We start from the raw sequence: 18,791 nt of genomic DNA, 5'->3' as shown, positions 1-18,791 counted from the left end.
ACATTTAAAATCCGATTGTAGCCATAACGTTCCCATACCGGATACGGTTCCCGGAAAGTACGGAATGGATCGAATTTCTGCAAAAAAATTATAAAAAAACTAAATTCGACGTTATGGAAACGATTCTTCGGAAAAATTCTTGTAAAAACCTAATCCCTCGCCACTAATCCCTAGTCACTCGAAGCGTGGGAACTCACACGAAATTCGGATCTTTCTAAAAAACTTTTTTAAAATCCTAACCACTAATCCCTAGTCACTCGAAACGTGGGAACTCCCGCGCTTGATTGATCGTAAAACAAAATAAAAAAGCAAAAGTGCGGAGCGAGACGACTACTTGTGCACACTTGTTTTTTCTATTTCTTTTCTTCGGGTCGATGGTATCCTTTTATGATTTGAGAAGAATCATTTCGATCTTGAAAAGGAGAATGCAAGTGAAACTTTTTACTTTTTTAGAAATTTCGATTCTAACATTCTTTCTGACTTTCCTGTCCTGTTCAAACTACGGTTTGGACCAAAACAAGACAAAAAAAGAGGACGATAAAAAGAAATGTGAAACAGCGTTGACCGTTTATTTGTCCTGTACTTCATCGAACCCCGCAACGAGCGCCTGCAACTCCCTGTATCTGGGAGTCCTTGGAGTCTGCGGAGGTGGAGGCGGTTCCGGCAGCGGGGGCGGCGGATACTGATTCTCTCCATTCTTGATTCCGAAAGGAGAATATTCTAACAACTTAGTATTTTCCGGTTTTTAGATTCACGGCGAGGTTATTGTTCTCCAATGATCTATTCTTCAATTTAATTATAACGGAATGAAAGCAAAAAACATTCATTTTATAGAGCGGTGGGACTCGGATTCTTCTTCATATTATGATCGTGTTGCATTGGATTATTGTGATCCGATTTTGATTCGAAACCGAAACCGATATTGATTCTTATCGCATTCATAAAATCATATGTTGTGACTTCAGTAATCTTATTCGATCGGTCCTCCCGCTCGAAAGACAGGAGCCCTCTTCGTTTGAAAATCGGTTTATGATTTCCTAATGCATTAGGAGGAAACTGATTTTGAACAGTATAGCTTCAAAAGGAGCCGACGAGGTTTTTTGCGGTTCTTGTGGTTCGGTCATTAAGATGGCCGCTGAAATTTGCCCTAAATGCGGGGTGCGTCAAAAAGGAAGTGCGGGGACGAGCGGTGGTAACGTATCGGATAACTGGCTTACTACATTCTTACTATGCTTCTTTTTAGGCGTTGTAGGAGGTCACAGGTTTTATACCGGAAAGACCGGGACAGGGGTTTTGATGTTGTTCACCGGCGGCGGTTGCGGCGTGTGGGCTTTGATCGATTTGATCATGATTCTCACGGGAAATTTTAAGGATTCCAACGGGAATAAAATTACTAGAAACTAATCTGGAGACGACCTCACGTTATGCGAACGATGCGAGGTCGTCTTATTTCGATGCCAAAAAATTGAGACCGATTTTCGTTTCCGTTTGTACGTTCATATTTTATAATATTCCCTCGGAATATATGAACGGACGTTATACGATTTGCCTTTTTAGGATTCTACTGGAAAGGGAATGTTTCGGTTGCGGTACGGTTCGGGGTTTTTGGTGCATTCTCCATTTGCGATTCGAAGACGCTTTCCATTTAAACAAAATGATTTTCGTTACGTTCCCGTTGTCCGTTTTTGTCGTGTTGATTTGGACAATCGGAGTGGAACGCTTCGGGTTTGTTCGAAAAATCTTCCGTATTCTATAATTTTTTTTTGGATCGTTTTAACGATTCGGATTTTGGAATCAATGCGGACGACCAAGTCGATTTGGACCAAAACATTCGATCATTTTCAATTGCATGAAATTGCGGTTCTTTTCAAAAAGGAGAAAATCCCTTTTTCAGACCGCAGATGTCTCAAGGCCCTCGCAGAAATCTTCCCGAAAAAACGAACCGAACGATCGCTTGTTTGTTAAGCGTATTCTTTCTTTGTGTTTATTTTTGGATTCCGGTTTTTAACGAACTCGGAATTTTTTATCCTTTCGGTTCAAGCTCGGTCGAAATCGAGAATTTTCCGCTTTTCGATTTCTCGCTTTTCGAAACCGTGCGTGCGGAAGTTTATCTAATTTATGCGATTCTAATATTCTTTTCTACGATCTTTTCTTATACGATTTGGGCTTTGATCCACGAATGTGTGCACGGAAATTTTTCGAACTCTCGCAATGAAAGTCATCTCTCGGGAAGAATTTTTTGTATTCTTTTCGGAACTCCGTATCAGGTCGTAAAAACGGCGCATCTGATGCATCATAAATACAATCGCGCAGAAGGAGAACGGATCGAATACATAGAAGCGGACGCGGGTCCGATTTTTGTTCAAAAAATTTTTTACTACGTTCGTCTGTTTTTAGGAACGTATTTTTTGGAAGTCGGGTGCGGTTTTCTTTTGAGCCTTCCTCTTTCGTTTACGACTCGGATCGCGGATCGGTCCATTTCCAAGTTTCCGGTTCATAAGGCTTTCTTTAAGCAGATTCAAAAACCCGAAATCGTCCGTGAACTTCGAATCGATTCTTTATGGATTCTTCTTTTGTTCGGAACCGCGTTTTATCTTTCCGGTTCTTCGTTTTGGTTTTTGTTAAGCGTATTGTTTCTAAGAGGTTTTATCGTTTCCTTCTTGGATCATTCGTATCACTACGGAAAAGAATTGGATAACGTTTATTCTTCCCTTAACTTATCGCTTCCGAAATCGTTTTCCTTTTTGTTTCTCAACTTCAATTATCATCGTGTGCATCATCATTTTCCGGGTTGTCCATGGAACCGTCTTCCGATTCAATTCGAGAATTCCCGGGATAGGATGGATCTTCCTCTTCTAAAACAAGCGTTTCTACAACTGAAAGGCCTTTTGACTCTTCCCGAAAAATCCGAAAACTTCCCAGTCAATTTGATTGTCAAAAGGGAGTTTTTCTACATTCTGTCGCTTAATGTCCTATAATCATAAGAACATCCTGGATACGGAACAATTCTCAAAAGCGGATCTCGATTTTCTCATCGGAAAAATCAAGGATATGGAGCGTCTTGTAGAACGGAACAAAGCTTTCGGAATCTTAACCGGCAAACTATTGGCTTCTCTTTTTTTCGAAGCGTCGACGAGGACGAGACTTTCCTTTGAGGCGGCGATGGAACGTCTGGGTGGAAGAGTGATCTCCACCGTCGGTTTTCAATTCTCTTCGATCTCCAAAGGGGAAACGTTGTATGACACCATGAAGATGATAGAAGCCTATGCGGATATCGCCGTGATACGACATCCCGTCGAAGGTTCTTCCAGAATCGCCGCGGGCGCGGTGAAAATACCGGTCATCAACGCGGGGGACGGAGCGGGACAACATCCTACTCAAGCGATTCTGGATCTTTATACGATCATTTCCGAAAAAGGAACGTTAGACGGTTTGACGGTGGCTTTCATCGGAGATTTGAAATACGGAAGAACGATTCATTCGCTTATCAATTTGCTCAGGCACTATAAGGTACGACTTTATCTGATTTCCCCTTCGGAACTCGCACTACCCGATTCTTATAAAAAAAATCTGGCGGGTTATCCGCTCACTTTGGAAGAAACGACCGATATCAAAGCGGTCTGGGATTGCGACGTCGCTTACGTGACAAGAATCCAAGAGGAAAGATTTCCGGATCACAAAGAATATGAAAGACTCAAGGATCTTTTTAAGATCAACAAAGAATTGATTCTTGCATCCAAGAAGGAAACGACGATCCTACATCCGCTTCCGAGGGTGAACGAACTTTCCACGGACGTGGACGATCTGCCCAACGCGGCGTATTTCAGACAAGCGAGATACGGAGTCGTAAGCCGAATGACTCTTCTTTGTCTTTGTCTGGGACAGGATTTCTAAACTTCTTTGGAACGGAAACTCTGGACATACCGAGAGGCTCGTAAAATTCTACCCGTAATCAGGGAGATTACGGAAGAATACTATTCTTATGTATCGGAACTGACGGTTCAACTTCGGGAAAAGATTTTTCCCGAAAACGAAATGGAAAAAAAAGAGGAAGAAGTTCGAAACTCGATCTTCGAATGGTCCTCTAAAATTCAAGAATATGGAATCGAAGTCAAAGGACTTTGGCTCATAGACTTCGACAATGGAAACGGATATTATTGCTGGCACTTCGGAGAGGACGACCTTCTTTATGAACACGGTTACGAAGAAGGATTTGCCGGAAGAAAATTAATCGATAGGGAAAAAGAAGATGGCGAACATCAATGAGAATTATTTAAAATTGAAAGCGGGATATTTATTTCCCGAAATTTCAAAACGAGTTAAAACTTACTCCGAAAAAAATCCGTCCGCAAAAATCATTCGATTGGGAATCGGAGACGTGACGCTTCCTATCGTTCCTTCCGTCGTGAACGCAATGGTCGAGGCTTCTAAGGAGATGGGAACCTCCGGGGGTTTTCACGGATACGGACCGGAACAAGGATATTCATTTTTGCTAAAGTCGATCGCGGACAACGATTACGCGTCGCTCGGAATCAAAATCGACGAGAGCGAGATTTTCGTATCCGACGGATCTAAATGCGATTGTGGGAATATTCAAGAAATCTTTTCTACCGATTCGAAAATCGCGGTGGCCGACCCCGTATATCCCGTTTATGTGGATACGAACGTGATGGCCGGAAGAACCGGAGAGATCGGTCCCGATGGAAGATATTCCAATCTGATCTACATGCCCGCTACGAAAGAAAACGGATTTCAACCTCCGATTCCCAAAGAAAAAGCGGATATCATCTATCTTTGTTATCCGAACAACCCGACCGGAACCGTAACCACAAAAGCATCCCTAGAGGCTTGGGTCGCATACGCCAAAAAAAACAATTCGATCATTTTGTATGACTCGGCGTACGAAGCGTTTATCAGCGAGCCCGGAGTTCCGCGTTCTATCTACGAAGTGGAAGGCGCAAAGGAAGTCGCGATCGAGTTTCGTTCTTTTTCCAAAACCGCGGGTTTTACAGGATTACGTTGTGCTTATATAGTAATTCCTAAAGAACTCAAAGGTAGAACTCGCGGCGGAGAAGAGGTCAGCATCCATTCTCTTTGGAGCCGAAGACATACCACGAAATTCAACGGAGTTTCTTACGTAACTCAAAAAGGCGCCGAGGCTTGTTATTCCCCGCAAGGAAGAAAAGAAATTCAAGAATCCGTTTCGTATTATATGTCCAACGCGGCCAAAATTCGAGAAGGTTTGAAAAAAGCGGGTTACGAAGTTTTCGGTGGAGTTAACGCTCCTTACATCTGGTTGAAAACTTCGGACAATCTTTCTTCTTGGGATTTCTTCGACAAACTTTTGGATAAGGCGCAGGTGGTCGGAACTCCGGGTTCCGGTTTCGGTCCCGCGGGAGAAGGTTACTTTCGTCTCAGCGCGTTCGGCAAAAAAGAAGACGTCGAAGAGGCGATCGCAAGAATTGCAACGCTTTAAGCGCGCGGGTGAATCCGGCGCTTGAAACTCAATGTTGCTCATTACGATCTTCGCCACATGGCTCGATTTCGTTTTGAAGTTTAAAGACAAGCGAATCTCATCGTCCCTTTGCGTGTAAGTGTTCTGGGAACCAAACATCGAGAAGCTTCTTTCGTTAGGCGAAAGTCCGGCAAAATTATTTTTAAAACAGGAATTGAAAAATAAGATATAACAAGTATGAAATGTTATAGACGGCATATGCATTATATGACATATTAACTTAAATGTGGAAAATTATTCAATCTCGAGAGTTCGGAGATTGGTTTAAGAATATTGATGCGGATGCACAAATGGACGTGTATGCAATTTTAAAGGTTTTAAATGAAAAAGGTCCCTCACTTGGTAGACCTTATGTGGATAGTTTAAAAAATAGTAAAATAAATAATCTTAAAGAATTGAGAGTCCAAAGTAAGGGAAGACCGTTTAGAATAGCATTTGTATTCGATCCAAATAGAAGCGCATTATTATTGATCGGCGGCAATAAGCAAGGTGATAAAAAATTTTACGAAAAGTTAATCCCTTTAGCGGAGAAAATTTATAAGAGGTATTTAGGAGACTTACAATGAAAGTAAAAAAACAATATTCTGATTTCTTTTCCGAAGCCAATAAGTTAATGAGTCCTGAAAGTATCAAAAAAGCTAATAAAAAAGCGGATAATATTCTTTTAAAACTTAAACTAGCTGATTTGCGAAAAGGAGTGGGATTGAAACAAACAGAAATTCCCGGGTTTGCACAGACGAGTATTTCGAGAATTGAAAGTAGGTCAGATCTTAAATTGTCAACTTTAGTGGATTATGTTCAGGCTTTAGGTATGAGTATTGAAATTAGAGCTATTTCAAAATCGAAAAGTAAAACGAAACAAAAAGATATATTAATTCTTAAGTCTTAATACCATGTTAGACCTTCGTATAACTTCGATTCCTTGTTCCCTCACGTCATTCGCGGTTCCCGCTCGGGCTTCATTACGATTTTCGCCACATGGCTCGATTTCGTTTTGGAGTTTAAAGACAACCGAATCTCATCGTCCCTTTGCGTGTAAGCTTCTTGAGATAACCTAACTTTTTGCGGAAAAAATTTTTCCTGCGTTTCTTTCGTATTTTGAACGTAAAAGAATTTATAAAATCGTAGGAACTTAATCATCGTATTCAATTTAAATAATCTTTTGAAACAAGGAATCGTCGCCGATTCGAAAGGAAATAAAATCGTCGCCGTGGATTGCGAAAAAAAAGCTTCCTTGTTTAACGGCGCATTTCAAAGAATCCATACGAACACGTTTGGTATTTTCATCGTAACTCTCGTCCGAAACGTTTCGATTCGAATCGTTAGAAATTTCAACGTAATCCTTCGAGTCGTTTTGTTCGAACTGCGCAAATAAAGGAACGATCGAACGTTGTGTTTTATCCAAAAGAACGTACGAATAATCGAAACCCAAAAGAATGTTACCGTCGGAGAGAAAAAAACAAAGATTCGGAGAACGTTCCAATCGGATGGGATCGCCTAACGGTTGAAAGGTGGCGTCCAAAATGGAAATTGCGTTGATTTCCTTTTTTCCCTTTTTGAATTTACCGTACAAAACGACTTCGTCCCGGCCGCAAAAAACTTTGGAAGGATTAAAATCCGCAAATTCCCTCTTTTCAACGATATTTAGGGAGCCGTTTACGAAGTATAAAAACGGGTCTGAACCGTTCGTAAATAACAAGTATTCACCGAACGGAACCAGACGTTCCACGGATCCATTTTCGATTTTTTGTTTTTGAACGGGTTGGATTTCGTCCGGCAAATTCAGATCAACGATACCGATTCCTTCCCGGTTCATCGCAAGAAACGCGTAATCGCCGATCATCCCCATGTCGTAAAGATCGTAACCTAACAAAACGAAGGAATCGACGAGTTGAGGATCGGAAACGTCTCCCAGGTCGAATTTGTGGATCGCTCTTTTGTTTTCGGTTGCATACAACGTGTTGTCTTGGACAAAAACGTTTCCGATCGCGTTTTGAAACCGAACGGAACGGACGAGATCCGGTTCTTCCGGATTTTCAAGATTTATAATATGAATTTTCCCGGTTTTTCCGTACAAGTCGCATACGAACGCATGATCTTTGTGGATGACAAATCGATCGGCTCCTTTTAGGGCGATTCTTTTTAAAAGTTCCAAATGAAAACGCGGCATATTGGTCCTTAGTTCAAAGAGTTTAGAAATTCCTGATATATCTCGCGGCTTACAACGTATGAAAAATCCTTTTCGGAAAGGATCTTTTGTTTGTCGTAAACGTCCGGGTCGAGACGGATCGTTTCTTTCAAGTAAGAAACGCACGTTTCCGCGTCCCCCAGTCTCGAATACAAACAGGCGGCGTTGAACTTGGCGAGAGCGAAATACTTCTTAAAGATTTTGGAATATGATTCGTCCAAATCTCCTCCGAGGATTTTTTCCATAAAACTCGAGGTCTCGTCCTTTTGATAATCGAAACGGCTCCAGTCCATCGAAAAGAGGGAATCGAATGTTTGTTTCGCCTTGTTTAAATCTCCGATTTCCGTCTGCAAAACTCCCAAATTCGCGGCGATCAAAACGTATTCCGGTTTTTTAAAATCCGATTTTTTTAGAATTTGATCCGTAATCGATTCCAGCTCGTTCAATTTATTTTCGTTTTGAAAAGCCCAATAAACGGAAAGAAAACAATGTACGATCGTACCCGGATCCAAACCCTTAACCGCTTCCACGATTGCGGAAGAATTTTGAATTTCCTTAAGTTTGGAAAAGACGGATTTTGCGAGTTCCTTGGGCGAAACGTCTTTGTATTCCTTGATAAAGAATGCGAGGTGTTTTTGAAAAATCGGATTTTGAAAGAGTTCTTCCTTTAAAACCGGGTTTTGATAATACAATTTTAGAATTGGAAAGACGGAAGTTACTTCCGTTTCCCAATCCAAAAGTTGTAAAAGTTCCTTGGAAAAATTTTGGGAATTTTTAAGAAGTTTGGAAGCGATCGAAAGATTGAGGGATAAGTTTCCGGGTTTTAAAAAGAAAACCAATTCGTTTTCGGGAAGAGAATCCAATTTTTCCAGAGTTTCGTATTCTTGCGTTTGATTTTGAATCCGCGTTTTTTGGAGTTCTATTTCAATTTTTGAATATTCCTTTTTTAAAATATCCGAAAACAGGTCCGTTTTAAAAGAGTTTAAATCGGCGACAAACTTTCCGTCCGCAAAAAAACGATCTTGAAATGCCGTTTGCGCTTTTTTGTAAAAGGTGTACAATTTTCCGAAGGAAATCCGCTCCCAATTTTGATCGGGAAACAACAGATACAAAAAAAACGCCTTTGTCATGACAAGATCCTCTTCCCACAGAATCGGAAGAACGAGCCTCAACTCTTCCATGGCTCGTTTGATTCCTTTTTTCTTTTCCAAAAAATTCACTTTCAAAAAGAATAATAAATGATTTTGAGGAATTTCGGATAACGTTCGATCCAAAAGATCCAACGTATCCGGTTTTTCGTATAAAAACGATTCGATCGCTTTTGCGGAAATACCGCATTCCAGCGCGAATTTCTGTTCCCGGTTCAATTTCATATGCGGCTTGAGAAGATTCAGCAACTCCGTCATATCGGAGACGATTTGAAAAAATTGTTCCCGATTTTTTTTTGCCGCCTTTCCGATTTTATCGGAATAAAAAAGTGCGAATCGTTTTAAAACGTCCTTCGGATCGTTTTTTAACGCCGTCAAAAGCAAAGGAAAGATACGAGTTTCCTTTTTAATGTTTTCATAATATAACAAAAATCCGGGTTCGCTGTCGTAAAGAAGATCCTCCCAGGTCTGCGAACGCGCAAAGTCTTCCGGGAAATGTTGAAATCGATCCGAAAAATGAGACCAACGAATCGCGGGAGCTTGTCCGGACCATCGGTCGTAAAATTCTTCCATGTAAAATTCGTTTTCTTTGTGCAGCTCGTGAACGAGAGGAGGAATGTCTTCACAACCGATCTCGTACAAAACCGGAGCCAGATTGCGGGTCGCGTCCTCGTAGTCGTATCTTTCCATCACTTCGATCACGGCAGGAACCGCCCTTTTGGCTTTTTTTCCCAAGGGAAGAAGCCGGTCTTCGAAGATAAAATCCCAGGATTTTCCGAACCAAGGGAACTCTTCGGGCATACAACGAATCAGTTCTATCATGAGATCGATCAATTCTTCCGGAGGATTTAAATAGAGAGGGTTTTCATCCTCGAACACATTCGATTTCAGACGGGTTTCGATTTCCATGGCGCAAATTTTAAACGCGGGATGTGGAAGGGTTTTCATTCGATCCAGCGCGTTTTCAAACGTGGGACGAAATTTTTCCCTGCGGTTATCCGGAATTTCCAGAAAGGATTGTAACAAGTTATATGAGAAATTTTGAATGTTTGGAATTGCGTCCTCGTATAAATCCGTCGGCTCGGGAGGGGGAAGTAAAAAAAACTCATTTTGAACGTTCAGTGTGGTTTCCAAATGGGACGGATTTTTCTCCGCCAGTTTCCAAAAGAAGGATACGAACTCCTGAGGAGTAAAAGACTTTATCTTTTTATTAAGTGATTTATTATCGTCCGAAAATTTCTCGTCGTCTAAATCCTCCTCAAATTCCGAATCGGAGAAATCTTCGTCGTTGTTCGAACGGAGTGAATCAAGGGCGGCTCGTTCCAAAAAGGTTTTCAATTTCGGATTTGAATCCGCGATCCCAAGCAGGTTCTGAAATTCCTTCGAATTCGGTCGGTTTAAAAATTCGACAAAAAATAAAAAATCCTCGATTACGGAAAAATAATTTTCAACATGCGATGATGTTTCATACAACGTGAAATGCGGATTTTCCCGAAACGATTCTAATTCGAGCGGAGGAAAAATTTCGAGAAGAAACTTTTCCTGTGTATAATCGTAACAATCTTCCGAGTTGATGAGCGCGTAAAACGGAAACGTTTTCGGGAATTTCGCAAACCGTTCGTTTAACAAAAGTTCCTTGAAAATTTCACGGATCATCTTTGCAAAAAGAAGAAGTTTGATATGAACGTGAAGATCTTTTCCTTCGATCGTTTCTCCCAAATAGGAAATCGAATATTCCCCTTCTTCCAGGGCGTAAATAAAATCATAAACGTCGGAGTTTGTTTCTTCTTCGTCTTCCGCACTTTCTCCGGAAGGATACGAATCGGCGTCTCGGATGATTTCGTGATTGAGTCCGAACACACGGGAAGTTTTTCCGCTTTCCGAATCGAAATGAATCGAATCCAAAGACGCACTACAAAATTCATCATCGGACATTTTAAAAAGAAATCCGTTGAACGGTTTGAATCGATGAGATCGTAGATTTTCCCCCGTTAGACTTTCTTCCAATAATTTCAAGATCCGATCGACTCTGTCGGTCAACGACTCCGCAAAATGAAACTGCCGAATCATTTCTTGAAACGATTCATAAAGACTACGATCCTTTTCTCCGCGCTTTTCGTGCGGGTTTTCCTTTTTCTTTTGATTTCGCTCGTCTTTGAAAATTTCTTCCAGGAGATTCATCGCCCCTTCAAAGTCGTAGTTCTGTAATCTTTCCAAGTAGTGTGTATAATATTTGGGAATTGTTTCTTTACGGAAATCTGTCGGTTTAAAAATCATAAAAAGTCGTTTTGTCTAAAGTGTTCGGTAGGATAACAGATTACTCCAAAAAAGTCGTATCACTTTTTACCCGACTCCTCCCTTGCGTTTTAACGTTGTCACGCGCCAAAAAAGAGAAGAATTTTCTTGAGGACCGGAAAATAAAAGTATTCTGACGTAAAATCGGCATTTGGAAAAAAACGTTCTACATGAAAATAGAAGCCATTTATAAATACTTTCTTCTCACACCGACAACCCATCTTCCGGTCGTGGACGAGTCGGGGGAGTTGATCGGGCTTTTATCCCGCAAACTGATTCAGATGGAAATGGCCGACTTGAGTTCTTCCGAAAGGGAATATTCTCAACTTCCGGAATCTTTTCTGGAAACCACAATGCCGGAATCCTTCTTTCAATACTTTCAAAGACAAAAATCGATTCCGGTCCTTGCAAAAACCGGGGAAAAAAAAGAAGAATGGGATAAGGTGCAACTCCTCGCCGGTTTAGGCAAACTTGTCGCCGCACAAAGGCCGCCTGAAGAAACGCCTTCTCCCGAAAAAAAACAGGAACTCGAACAGAGTTCCCGCTTTTGGTTTATGGAACTTATACTCCAAAATTTTCCCGACGGGCTGCTCGCTACGGATTTGGAAGGAAATTCCGTCTTTTACAACGAAACGTTCGAACAGAACATTCTCCCTAAAAAATACTTTCGGGACTCGATCCTTCAGGCGGAACGGTTGCTCAAGGAAATGAGTAAAAATCTTTTGGCGGACTACTTAAAATCCAACGAACTGCGATTAGACGGGAATCTACCTTTTTCCTTACAAACCTATAGGACCGAACTCGAGTGTACTGTGAGAATCATCGTACTCAAACAGGGTTCCAAGATCGTGGGATATCTCTATCACTTCGTCACTCCTCGCGCCGTTTTAGGTCGTCAGGACGAAAGTGGTTTGGAATTTCCGTCCGTTCAAGACGCTTTCTTTCAAAAGTTTCCTTTGGAAACGATGCTCAAAGAAGTGGAAAGTTCGTTTATCTTTCATTCTCTCAAAAGAAATCAGGACAATATTTCTCATACCGCATTGGAACTAGGAGTTCCTAGAACCACTCTTCAAAATAGAATCAAATTTTTGGACTTACAAAGTCGTTACGCCCTTTCTAAAGAAAATCCGATTCCTCGTAAGAAGACGATTTCTACCGCCTCTTCCGAAGAGAAATCGGCAACGGAACCGAAAGATACGGACTCCGTCGGTTTGAAAAAACAAAATCCTAAAACTACAAAAATCGCCTCAAAACGAGTTTCCGCCAAGAAATCGGATCCGAGTGCAGGGAAACGGAATTCTCTTTCCAAAAAAAAATCTTCTTCTAAAACGAGTTCTTCTAAACCCGCCGCAAAAAAAAGAAAGTCCCATTGAATAATTTCGTTGACAACCCCCGCTTGCATCCGTTATCTCATGATTAGAGCCGATCTAACCGATCTCTTCTCCACTCTGAATTCTCAAAAATAAAATCTCAAAAAGGCGAATCCTTCCCCTTTTTTAAACTCAAGTAGCTCCTAATATGGCAACAGCAAGACGAGACAGTAAAAATAGACACCAACATTCCAATCATAGCCACAACCACCAAAACGACTCCGAATCCGGCGATTCGTTTGAAGAAGAAAGCGCCGGCGCCAGCCAGGAATCGTCGGATTTCGATTCCTCCGAAAATTCAGATCATCGTTCCCGCAAACGCAAACGAGGCGGTTATGATGGTCCGACTCCGGCTCCCATCGATCTCGTAGAACTCAAAAAAAAGGCAATCGCCGATTTGATCGAAGCCGCCAAGGGTCTCGGAGTAGAGAACACCGGCGGTTTAAAAAAGCAGAACTTAATCTTCGCCATTCTCCAAGCACAAGCCGAAAGAGACGGTCAGGTGCATGCGGCCGGAGTGATGGAAAAACTTCCGGACGGTTACGGGTTTTTACGTTCTCCGGATTACAACTACGTTCCGGGTCCGGACGATATCTATGTTTCTCCTTCTCAGATCAAACTCTTTGGCCTGCGAACCGGGGATACGGTGGAAGGTCAGATCCGTCCTCCGAAAGAATCCGAGCGATTTTTTGCGATGCTCCGTGTGGAAACCGTCAACGGTTATACTCCGGATGTCGCGGGTAAACGCGCTCTTTTTGACAACCTAACCCCTCTTTATCCGAACGAAAGACTCAAGATGGAATACGATCCGTCCATGCTCGATACGAGAATTTTGGACCTCATGTGTCCGATCGGAAAAGGTCAGAGGGCTTTGATCGTAGCCCCGCCGAGAACCGGTAAGACGATCCTCATGCAAAATATTGCAAATGCGATTACATCCAATCATCCCGAATGTACTTTGATCGTACTTCTCATCGACGAACGTCCGGAAGAAGTGACCGATATGGCTCGTCACGTTCGCGGTGAAGTTGTTTCTTCCACGTTCGACGAACCCGCGCAAAGACACGTTCAGGTCGCCGAGATGGTTATCGAAAAAGCAAAACGTCTCGTAGAACACGGTAAAGACGTGGTCATTCTTTTGGATTCGATCACTCGTTTGGCGAGAGCTTATAACCAGGTGATCCCGACTTCCGGTAAAATTCTTTCCGGTGGTGTGGACTCCAACGCTCTTCACAAACCGAAACGTTTTTTCGGAGCCGCGAGAAACATTGAAGAAGGCGGATCTTTGACGATCATCGCCACCGCTTTGATCGACACCGGTTCCAAAATGGACGAGGTGATCTTTGAAGAATTCAAAGGAACCGGTAATATGGAAATCCATTTGGATCGGAAACTTTCCGACAAACGGATTTTTCCCGCCATCGATATCAACAAATCCGGAACTCGTAAGGAAGAACTTCTGATTACCAAGGACGTCCTTCAGAAAGTGTTCGTTCTGCGAAAAGTACTTTCTCCTATGAGTATCACGGAAAGCATGGAACTATTGCTGGAAAAAATGAGGCTTTCTAAAACCAACGACGCCTTTTTAGCCAGCATGAACACCCAGTAAACGCGTCAACAAGGGAATTTATGAAAACCGAAATTCATCCAAACTATAGAGCGGCCAAAATCAGCTGTGCGTCCTGTGGAACCGTCTACGAAACCAGAACTTCCATCGGCGATATCAACATCGAAATTTGTTCCGCTTGCCACCCGTTTTTTACCGGAAAATCCAAACTTGTGGATACGACGGGTAGGGTGGACAAGTTCAAGAAAAAATACAAGATGCAGTGAGAGTTTGCGGACTCTTCTTCTTTTTTATGCCGTCTAAACACCGGGCAGGAGAAAATTCATGAGCGTAATGGACTTCGCACGGTACAAACAAATCAACGACGATCGGGTCAACTATCGCGAAATGGAAGACGCGACCGTCGTTTCCAATTATAGAAACGTGGGTTGCGGGGACGGTTATCGCATCTATCTCAAAATCAATTCTTCCGATCAAGTTACCGACGCAAGTTATACCACAACCGGTTGCGGTTTTGGAATCGTAGCCCTCGCCATGGCGACGGAATACGCGAAAGGTAAAACAGTCGATCAACTGAAGTCTGTAACTCCAGCCGACCTCGAAACGATGTTCGAATTTCCGGAACGCAGAAAGAATTATCCGGAGTCCGCGGTCGCCGCTCTTTTACAAGCCGTGAAAGACTATGAAAGCGGGGAGGGGGTTCCGAAAGAAAAAAGAATCACCGCGAGCAAAGCCTTGGAGATTCTCAAAGAAAAAGGTTCTCTGAAAGGAGAAGACCTTTCCAGCATCATATTAGAAAAACAGAATTTTGATGGAGTCGACTTTTCCGGCGCCAATCTTGGACACGCTTTCTTACAAAATTCTTCCTTTGTGGGCGCCAGTTTTGAAGGCGCAAAACTCAGAGGTTCTTTTTTAAACAGCGCGGATCTGAGAAACGCGAATTTCAGAGGCGCCGATCTTCGTTGGGCCAAACTCGCCGGCGCTAACGTGGAAGGCGCCGATTTTACGGACGCGATCTACGATATCGGAACCCGCCTGGATCAAAAACAAATTCACTTATTTAGCGTTATGAAAAAAGAAGGAAAGGATCTTTATTTAAACAAAGAGGCGGAATGAAACCGGGGGACAAGGTTAAAATCATAAAACCTCCTGGTTATATTTTTAGAAAGTTCTTCACGCAACGAATCTAAGTTTGTTTTTTCAAAAGCGCTTTTTTTTCCAGTTATTTATTTGTTCCTAACATTTGAAATTATAACGAAAGCGCTGTTTCAGGAAAATGGGCCGGCAGTATTGTATCATTGGCTTACTTCCGGAGAAAATCTCTTGATTCCAATTTTTCTCATAATTCCTGTTTTTGTTTTTATAGTGATGATCGCAAGTCACTGTAAGACAATGTATTTTATAGAAAAAGGAAATCTCGGTTTTTATATTTTTATTGGTGATAGGCTACATGAAGGCGCTTTAGTATATGCAGAGAATGATTCGGATAAAAAAATATTGTTCGCTCCCGAAATATATTCACCCCATCCTTCGGCTTACTTTAATAAACTTTATAAAAAATTAATATTACTTAAAGATCCTTCCGGCGTACTCCGCAAAATCGATGACCAAAATATAGTGTCGCTTATAGGTCGGATTATAATAACCTTAGCTGCTCTGTCTTTTTCATTTTCGGGAGTTTGTATAATTCTGAAAACGTATGCTTATACCCGGTTGCCATTAGGTGGAACTTTTGTTTCGTTAAGTCATGGTCCCAATCTTGGCGATTTTCTTCCGTTTCTTTCTGCTATTTCACCCTTCCTATTTTTCATTTTATTTTCCGTAGCGTTATTCTGGATTGCGAGTTTTATTTGGATAAAAACAAAAGTTCGAAATTTTGCCAGCACACAAAAGGATGAAGGCGATTCCTCATTTCTTCCGCACGATATAAAAACCGGTTTTACTCTAACGGGGCAAATTTTAAAAAGTGCAATCGACAGAGAAAGCTCTTCCGAGAAACACGTAATTTATCTGATTGAGTTTGCCGATGTTTTCAATACTCCCGTATATATCAACTATCACATTATAGGGGAAACCAATTCCATGAAACAGCCGTGGGGCCAAAAAACGAAGCTTAAACAAACTCTTGACGATTGGAAAAAAACTGCGAGAAGCGCTACATTTAAAATTATTTCCGACGATGAAAATCCCAATCTCTTAACGGTAGAGCCTGTATTGTAAAATTATATCGGATCGATACTGTTTCTATTTAATTGAATCGAATTTTTCGATGGGTTTTGAATCATAAATAAACCGCTAATATTTAAGCTTTTATTTACTCTTCTTCATGAAGGAAAAGATTTTTATTTAAACAAAGAGGCAGAATGAAACCGGGCGACAAAGTTAAAATCATAAAACGTACTTTTCTTCACAACGGGATTTTTGTTCACACCAATTCGATTGTTGAAGTAATTTCTTTCGAAAACGATAAGCTGACCGTTCTTTTTCACGATAAAGAAGGTTTCACTCACAACATCGAATCTCTTACGCCTGCCGACGTAGTTCTCGTTTAACGTTGTTTTCGCCGCAATCGAAGAAACGGTTTTCCTTCGATTGCGATTTTGAATTGTATTCATATTCAAAAAATTAGATATTCTTATGAACTCAAATAACAAGAAATTATTTTTTCGACTTTTCTTTCGGCTTTTTCTTTTTGAATATTCAGATTTTATTGTGTTGAGACGAAAATTCCCAACCTCGTCCGGAGCATTCGTTTAACTCGATCTCATTCTCTCGTATGTGTCTTGTGTCAAGCCCCTCCGCTATTTTTTTTTTACATAAGACCCTATTGAGCTAACTTACGATTCAAAACATTTTCGGGCATAGAGTCGAAGAGTTGCCCTGATCGAATCCTAGAAAAAGGAACCTCGCTCATTTTGCGAGAAGTCGCTATGATTATCATTAAAGGACGTAAACTGCCGGAAAGCCGTATCCGGGAAAACTGCACCTGAAATTTTCACGAATCGTTTCCTTCCGAAATCTTCTTTCGTCTCATCTATATTTTCCTTTTTATCAAATATAGATGAGACGATTTCAAAATTTATGATCGTGAGCTTTGTTAGACTTACGTTGATTCAAAAGATGTTGAGAATCCCGGTAAAGTCTCGAACCTCGGCGATGTTTGTCGAAGATAGTTTCATTCTAAATCGCGAATTAAAACGGCAGTGGCAATGCGCACCTATCCCCCCTCGAACACTGATTTACCGATGCGCTCGTTGGATATCCTCCCGTACCTCTTCTGTCCTCTCCTTCTCCGGTGCAATTTCTGTTAGCGATTATGAAGTCAAAAGTATTGTGATAAACCTGCCCTAACTGTATAGTTATAAATACTGTCAGAGTCCTATCCGGTGTTTCCAGTCTATTGATTACCTCGAGCGGATCGGTGGTCGGGGTTAAAGTTTGTCTGAAATAGTCCAGTGGCATCGAAAGCAAGGCCGTTGGAATTACCACTAACCCCTGAGAGGTCCTAAGAATGGGAACGGAATGCCCCGTCATACTTCCATCCGGACGCTCCCGCCCCAATATCCCCAACCAAACGCTCCCGGGCGGAGAATTTATGAGCGAGCGAATGTGAGATTGTATCTCGGACCGAGTGAGGGATTCACTAGAAGGAATCCAGTCGTACTGAGGCAATACAGTCCTAGCGGATGCTAATCCTAACAGTCTGGCCGTATTACCGTCGATACGATACACTCTAGGAACGTCTGTCAGCAACATGTCCAATAACGGATAACGTTGTCCAAACGAGATAAAAGGATCCGTATTCGGAGCCGTATCAAAAAAATAACCGCCACTCTGAAGAGGTCCTTGAGAATGATACTCCTGAATCTCCGCCAACATCTGGAAACTATGAAGCAGACAAACGCCGCAGATTCCATGTAGCTGGCTCGCTGATGCAGCTGAATGCGCTATGTCATAAAGTCTTCGAATCCAAGCCTCACTCAATTGAAAGTCGGGCGGTAGGCTTCTTTTAGATCTTTTGTATATTCCATTTTCCTTATTTCCGGCCGGACAATACTGCTCCGTTTTTCCAAGATTCCCGGCTGTGTAACGTACCCAATTCAGCAAATCCTTATTAACGGTAAACAGAGAAGTAGGACTGTTGGTAGTATCGTTTTTCAAAAAAGAGGGTTTAGCCGCATAGGCAACACCCCAATTGGATCCATACCTGGTAACTCTTAGGGCATTCCCCTTGTAATCCGTGATTATTCCTCCCTCGTCGGTTTCCAGAGAAACGTTCCAATAAGCGGGATTGTTCTTACTGATAGGCGCGTCGCTACACAATCCCCATTTGACCCAAATTCCATTGATAACTATTTACGTTGGAATACATACAATAGAGAGATCCGCTCACGGGATCGTATTCGGCGAGATGTCCGCTTTCGGGATTGTAGTAGATCGGTGTGGTATTTTTCTTCGAGCCTTTCGAATGAATGAAGTAACGATCGTTTCCCAAGTTCCAAGCTATGGAAGTTTGAACGCTGATGTTTCCGGGAGTGGCTACGGTCTTAACCCAATCCTCCATCGAAGTGTCTAACGTGTGGTTATAGTTATCCTTTGAGTTTCTGGAGATATAACCGTACCAATTCGTATCCTTCAAACGATAAAATCCATCCGCGGTCCAAAAGGACGTTATCCTTTACGATCCATCTTTGTCGATACTAGGTGT

The 18,791-nt window shown here is 41.9% G+C and carries 16 protein-coding genes and 3 pseudogenes; 15 read left to right on the top strand and 4 right to left on the bottom strand.

Annotated features, from left to right (window positions below):
- Window positions 1-431: 431 nt before the first annotated feature.
- From LEP1GSC060_RS18470 to LEP1GSC060_RS18430, 9 genes are all read left to right on the top strand, one after another.
- Window positions 432-686, top strand: a complete 255-nt coding sequence (locus LEP1GSC060_RS18470; protein ID WP_036097167.1) for a hypothetical protein — start codon at window positions 432-434, stop codon at window positions 684-686.
- A 376-nt stretch (window positions 687-1,062) separates the two neighbouring features.
- The gene (locus LEP1GSC060_RS18465) at window positions 1,063-1,404 is read left to right on the top strand and encodes a TM2 domain-containing protein (RefSeq protein ID WP_003010826.1); all 342 of its coding nucleotides are present in this window, start codon (window positions 1,063-1,065) and stop codon (window positions 1,402-1,404) included.
- A gap of 61 nt (window positions 1,405-1,465) precedes the next feature.
- Window positions 1,466-1,756, top strand: a complete 291-nt coding sequence (locus tag LEP1GSC060_RS18460) for a DUF2752 domain-containing protein (RefSeq protein WP_003010832.1) — start codon at window positions 1,466-1,468, stop codon at window positions 1,754-1,756.
- Window positions 1,757-1,901: 145 nt separating this feature from the next.
- Window positions 1,902-2,978, top strand: a complete 1,077-nt coding sequence (locus tag LEP1GSC060_RS18455; RefSeq protein WP_003010823.1) for a fatty acid desaturase family protein — start codon at window positions 1,902-1,904, stop codon at window positions 2,976-2,978.
- Window positions 2,968-3,894 carry an aspartate carbamoyltransferase gene (gene pyrB, locus LEP1GSC060_RS18450; protein WP_003010845.1) on the top strand — a complete coding sequence of 309 codons (927 nt, stop codon included), beginning with the start codon at window positions 2,968-2,970 and terminating at the stop codon, window positions 3,892-3,894. The genes LEP1GSC060_RS18455 and pyrB overlap by 11 nt, the downstream gene beginning before the upstream one ends.
- Window positions 3,895-3,900: 6 nt before the next feature.
- Window positions 3,901-4,266 carry a DUF2203 domain-containing protein gene (locus tag LEP1GSC060_RS18445; protein WP_003010829.1) on the top strand — a complete coding sequence of 122 codons (366 nt, stop codon included), beginning with the start codon at window positions 3,901-3,903 and terminating at the stop codon, window positions 4,264-4,266.
- Entirely contained in the window at window positions 4,250-5,476 is a 1,227-nt protein-coding gene (locus LEP1GSC060_RS18440; protein WP_003010859.1) for an LL-diaminopimelate aminotransferase, read from the top strand. Before LEP1GSC060_RS18445 ends, LEP1GSC060_RS18440 begins: the two co-directional genes overlap by 17 nt.
- A gap of 263 nt (window positions 5,477-5,739) precedes the next feature.
- Window positions 5,740-6,081, top strand: a complete 342-nt coding sequence (locus LEP1GSC060_RS18435) for a type II toxin-antitoxin system RelE/ParE family toxin (RefSeq protein WP_036097163.1) — start codon at window positions 5,740-5,742, stop codon at window positions 6,079-6,081.
- Entirely contained in the window at window positions 6,078-6,404 is a 327-nt protein-coding gene (locus LEP1GSC060_RS18430) for a helix-turn-helix domain-containing protein (protein WP_003010864.1), read from the top strand. The genes LEP1GSC060_RS18435 and LEP1GSC060_RS18430 overlap by 4 nt, the downstream gene beginning before the upstream one ends.
- Window positions 6,405-6,665: 261 nt before the next feature.
- Here LEP1GSC060_RS18430 and LEP1GSC060_RS18420 read toward each other — a convergent pair whose 3' ends face one another.
- Both LEP1GSC060_RS18420 and LEP1GSC060_RS18415 read right to left on the bottom strand, forming a co-directional pair.
- Window positions 6,666-7,685 carry an LVIVD repeat-containing protein gene (locus tag LEP1GSC060_RS18420; protein ID WP_003010835.1) on the bottom strand — a complete coding sequence of 340 codons (1,020 nt, stop codon included), beginning with the start codon at window positions 7,683-7,685 and terminating at the stop codon, window positions 6,666-6,668.
- 8 nt (window positions 7,686-7,693) lie between these two features.
- Window positions 7,694-11,128, bottom strand: coding sequence for a TPR end-of-group domain-containing protein (locus tag LEP1GSC060_RS18415; RefSeq protein ID WP_003010848.1), 3,435 nt, complete (start codon window positions 11,126-11,128; stop codon window positions 7,694-7,696).
- Window positions 11,129-11,316: 188 nt separating this feature from the next.
- Between LEP1GSC060_RS18415 and LEP1GSC060_RS18410 the strand changes: the two genes are divergently transcribed.
- The 6 genes and pseudogenes from LEP1GSC060_RS18410 (at window position 11,317) to LEP1GSC060_RS18385 (ending at window position 16,635) form a co-directional block, all read left to right on the top strand.
- Window positions 11,317-12,519, top strand: a complete 1,203-nt coding sequence (locus LEP1GSC060_RS18410; RefSeq protein WP_003010851.1) for a CBS domain-containing protein — start codon at window positions 11,317-11,319, stop codon at window positions 12,517-12,519.
- A gap of 145 nt (window positions 12,520-12,664) precedes the next feature.
- The gene (gene rho / locus LEP1GSC060_RS18405) at window positions 12,665-14,125 is read left to right on the top strand and encodes a transcription termination factor Rho (RefSeq protein WP_003010843.1); all 1,461 of its coding nucleotides are present in this window, start codon (window positions 12,665-12,667) and stop codon (window positions 14,123-14,125) included.
- A gap of 20 nt (window positions 14,126-14,145) precedes the next feature.
- Entirely contained in the window at window positions 14,146-14,349 is a 204-nt protein-coding gene (rpmE, locus tag LEP1GSC060_RS18400) for a 50S ribosomal protein L31 (RefSeq protein WP_002152427.1), read from the top strand.
- Between the two features lie 58 nt (window positions 14,350-14,407).
- Complete coding sequence (locus tag LEP1GSC060_RS18395; protein ID WP_003010874.1) at window positions 14,408-15,199, top strand: pentapeptide repeat-containing protein; 792 nt, start codon at window positions 14,408-14,410, stop codon at window positions 15,197-15,199.
- Window positions 15,196-16,303, top strand: a pseudogene (locus LEP1GSC060_RS18390) (hypothetical protein). The gene LEP1GSC060_RS18395 and the pseudogene LEP1GSC060_RS18390 overlap by 4 nt, the downstream one beginning before the upstream one ends.
- Before the next feature lie 143 nt (window positions 16,304-16,446).
- Window positions 16,447-16,635 carry a hypothetical protein gene (locus LEP1GSC060_RS18385; protein ID WP_036097161.1) on the top strand — a complete coding sequence of 63 codons (189 nt, stop codon included), beginning with the start codon at window positions 16,447-16,449 and terminating at the stop codon, window positions 16,633-16,635.
- A 272-nt stretch (window positions 16,636-16,907) separates the two neighbouring features.
- Here the strand turns inward: LEP1GSC060_RS18385 and LEP1GSC060_RS20190 are convergent.
- A pseudogene (locus tag LEP1GSC060_RS20190) lies at window positions 16,908-17,018 on the bottom strand (IS110 family transposase); the annotation flags it as partial.
- A gap of 257 nt (window positions 17,019-17,275) precedes the next feature.
- Window positions 17,276-18,777 (bottom strand): annotated as a pseudogene (locus tag LEP1GSC060_RS18380) (DUF1561 family protein); the annotation flags it as partial.
- Window positions 18,778-18,791 lie beyond the last annotated feature (14 nt).

Origin of the sequence: Leptospira weilii serovar Ranarum str. ICFT, assembly GCF_000332415.1 — a bacterium.
Lineage (GTDB): Bacteria > Spirochaetota > Leptospiria > Leptospirales > Leptospiraceae > Leptospira > Leptospira weilii_A.
This window is presented reverse-complemented; position numbering and strand designations above follow the sequence as displayed.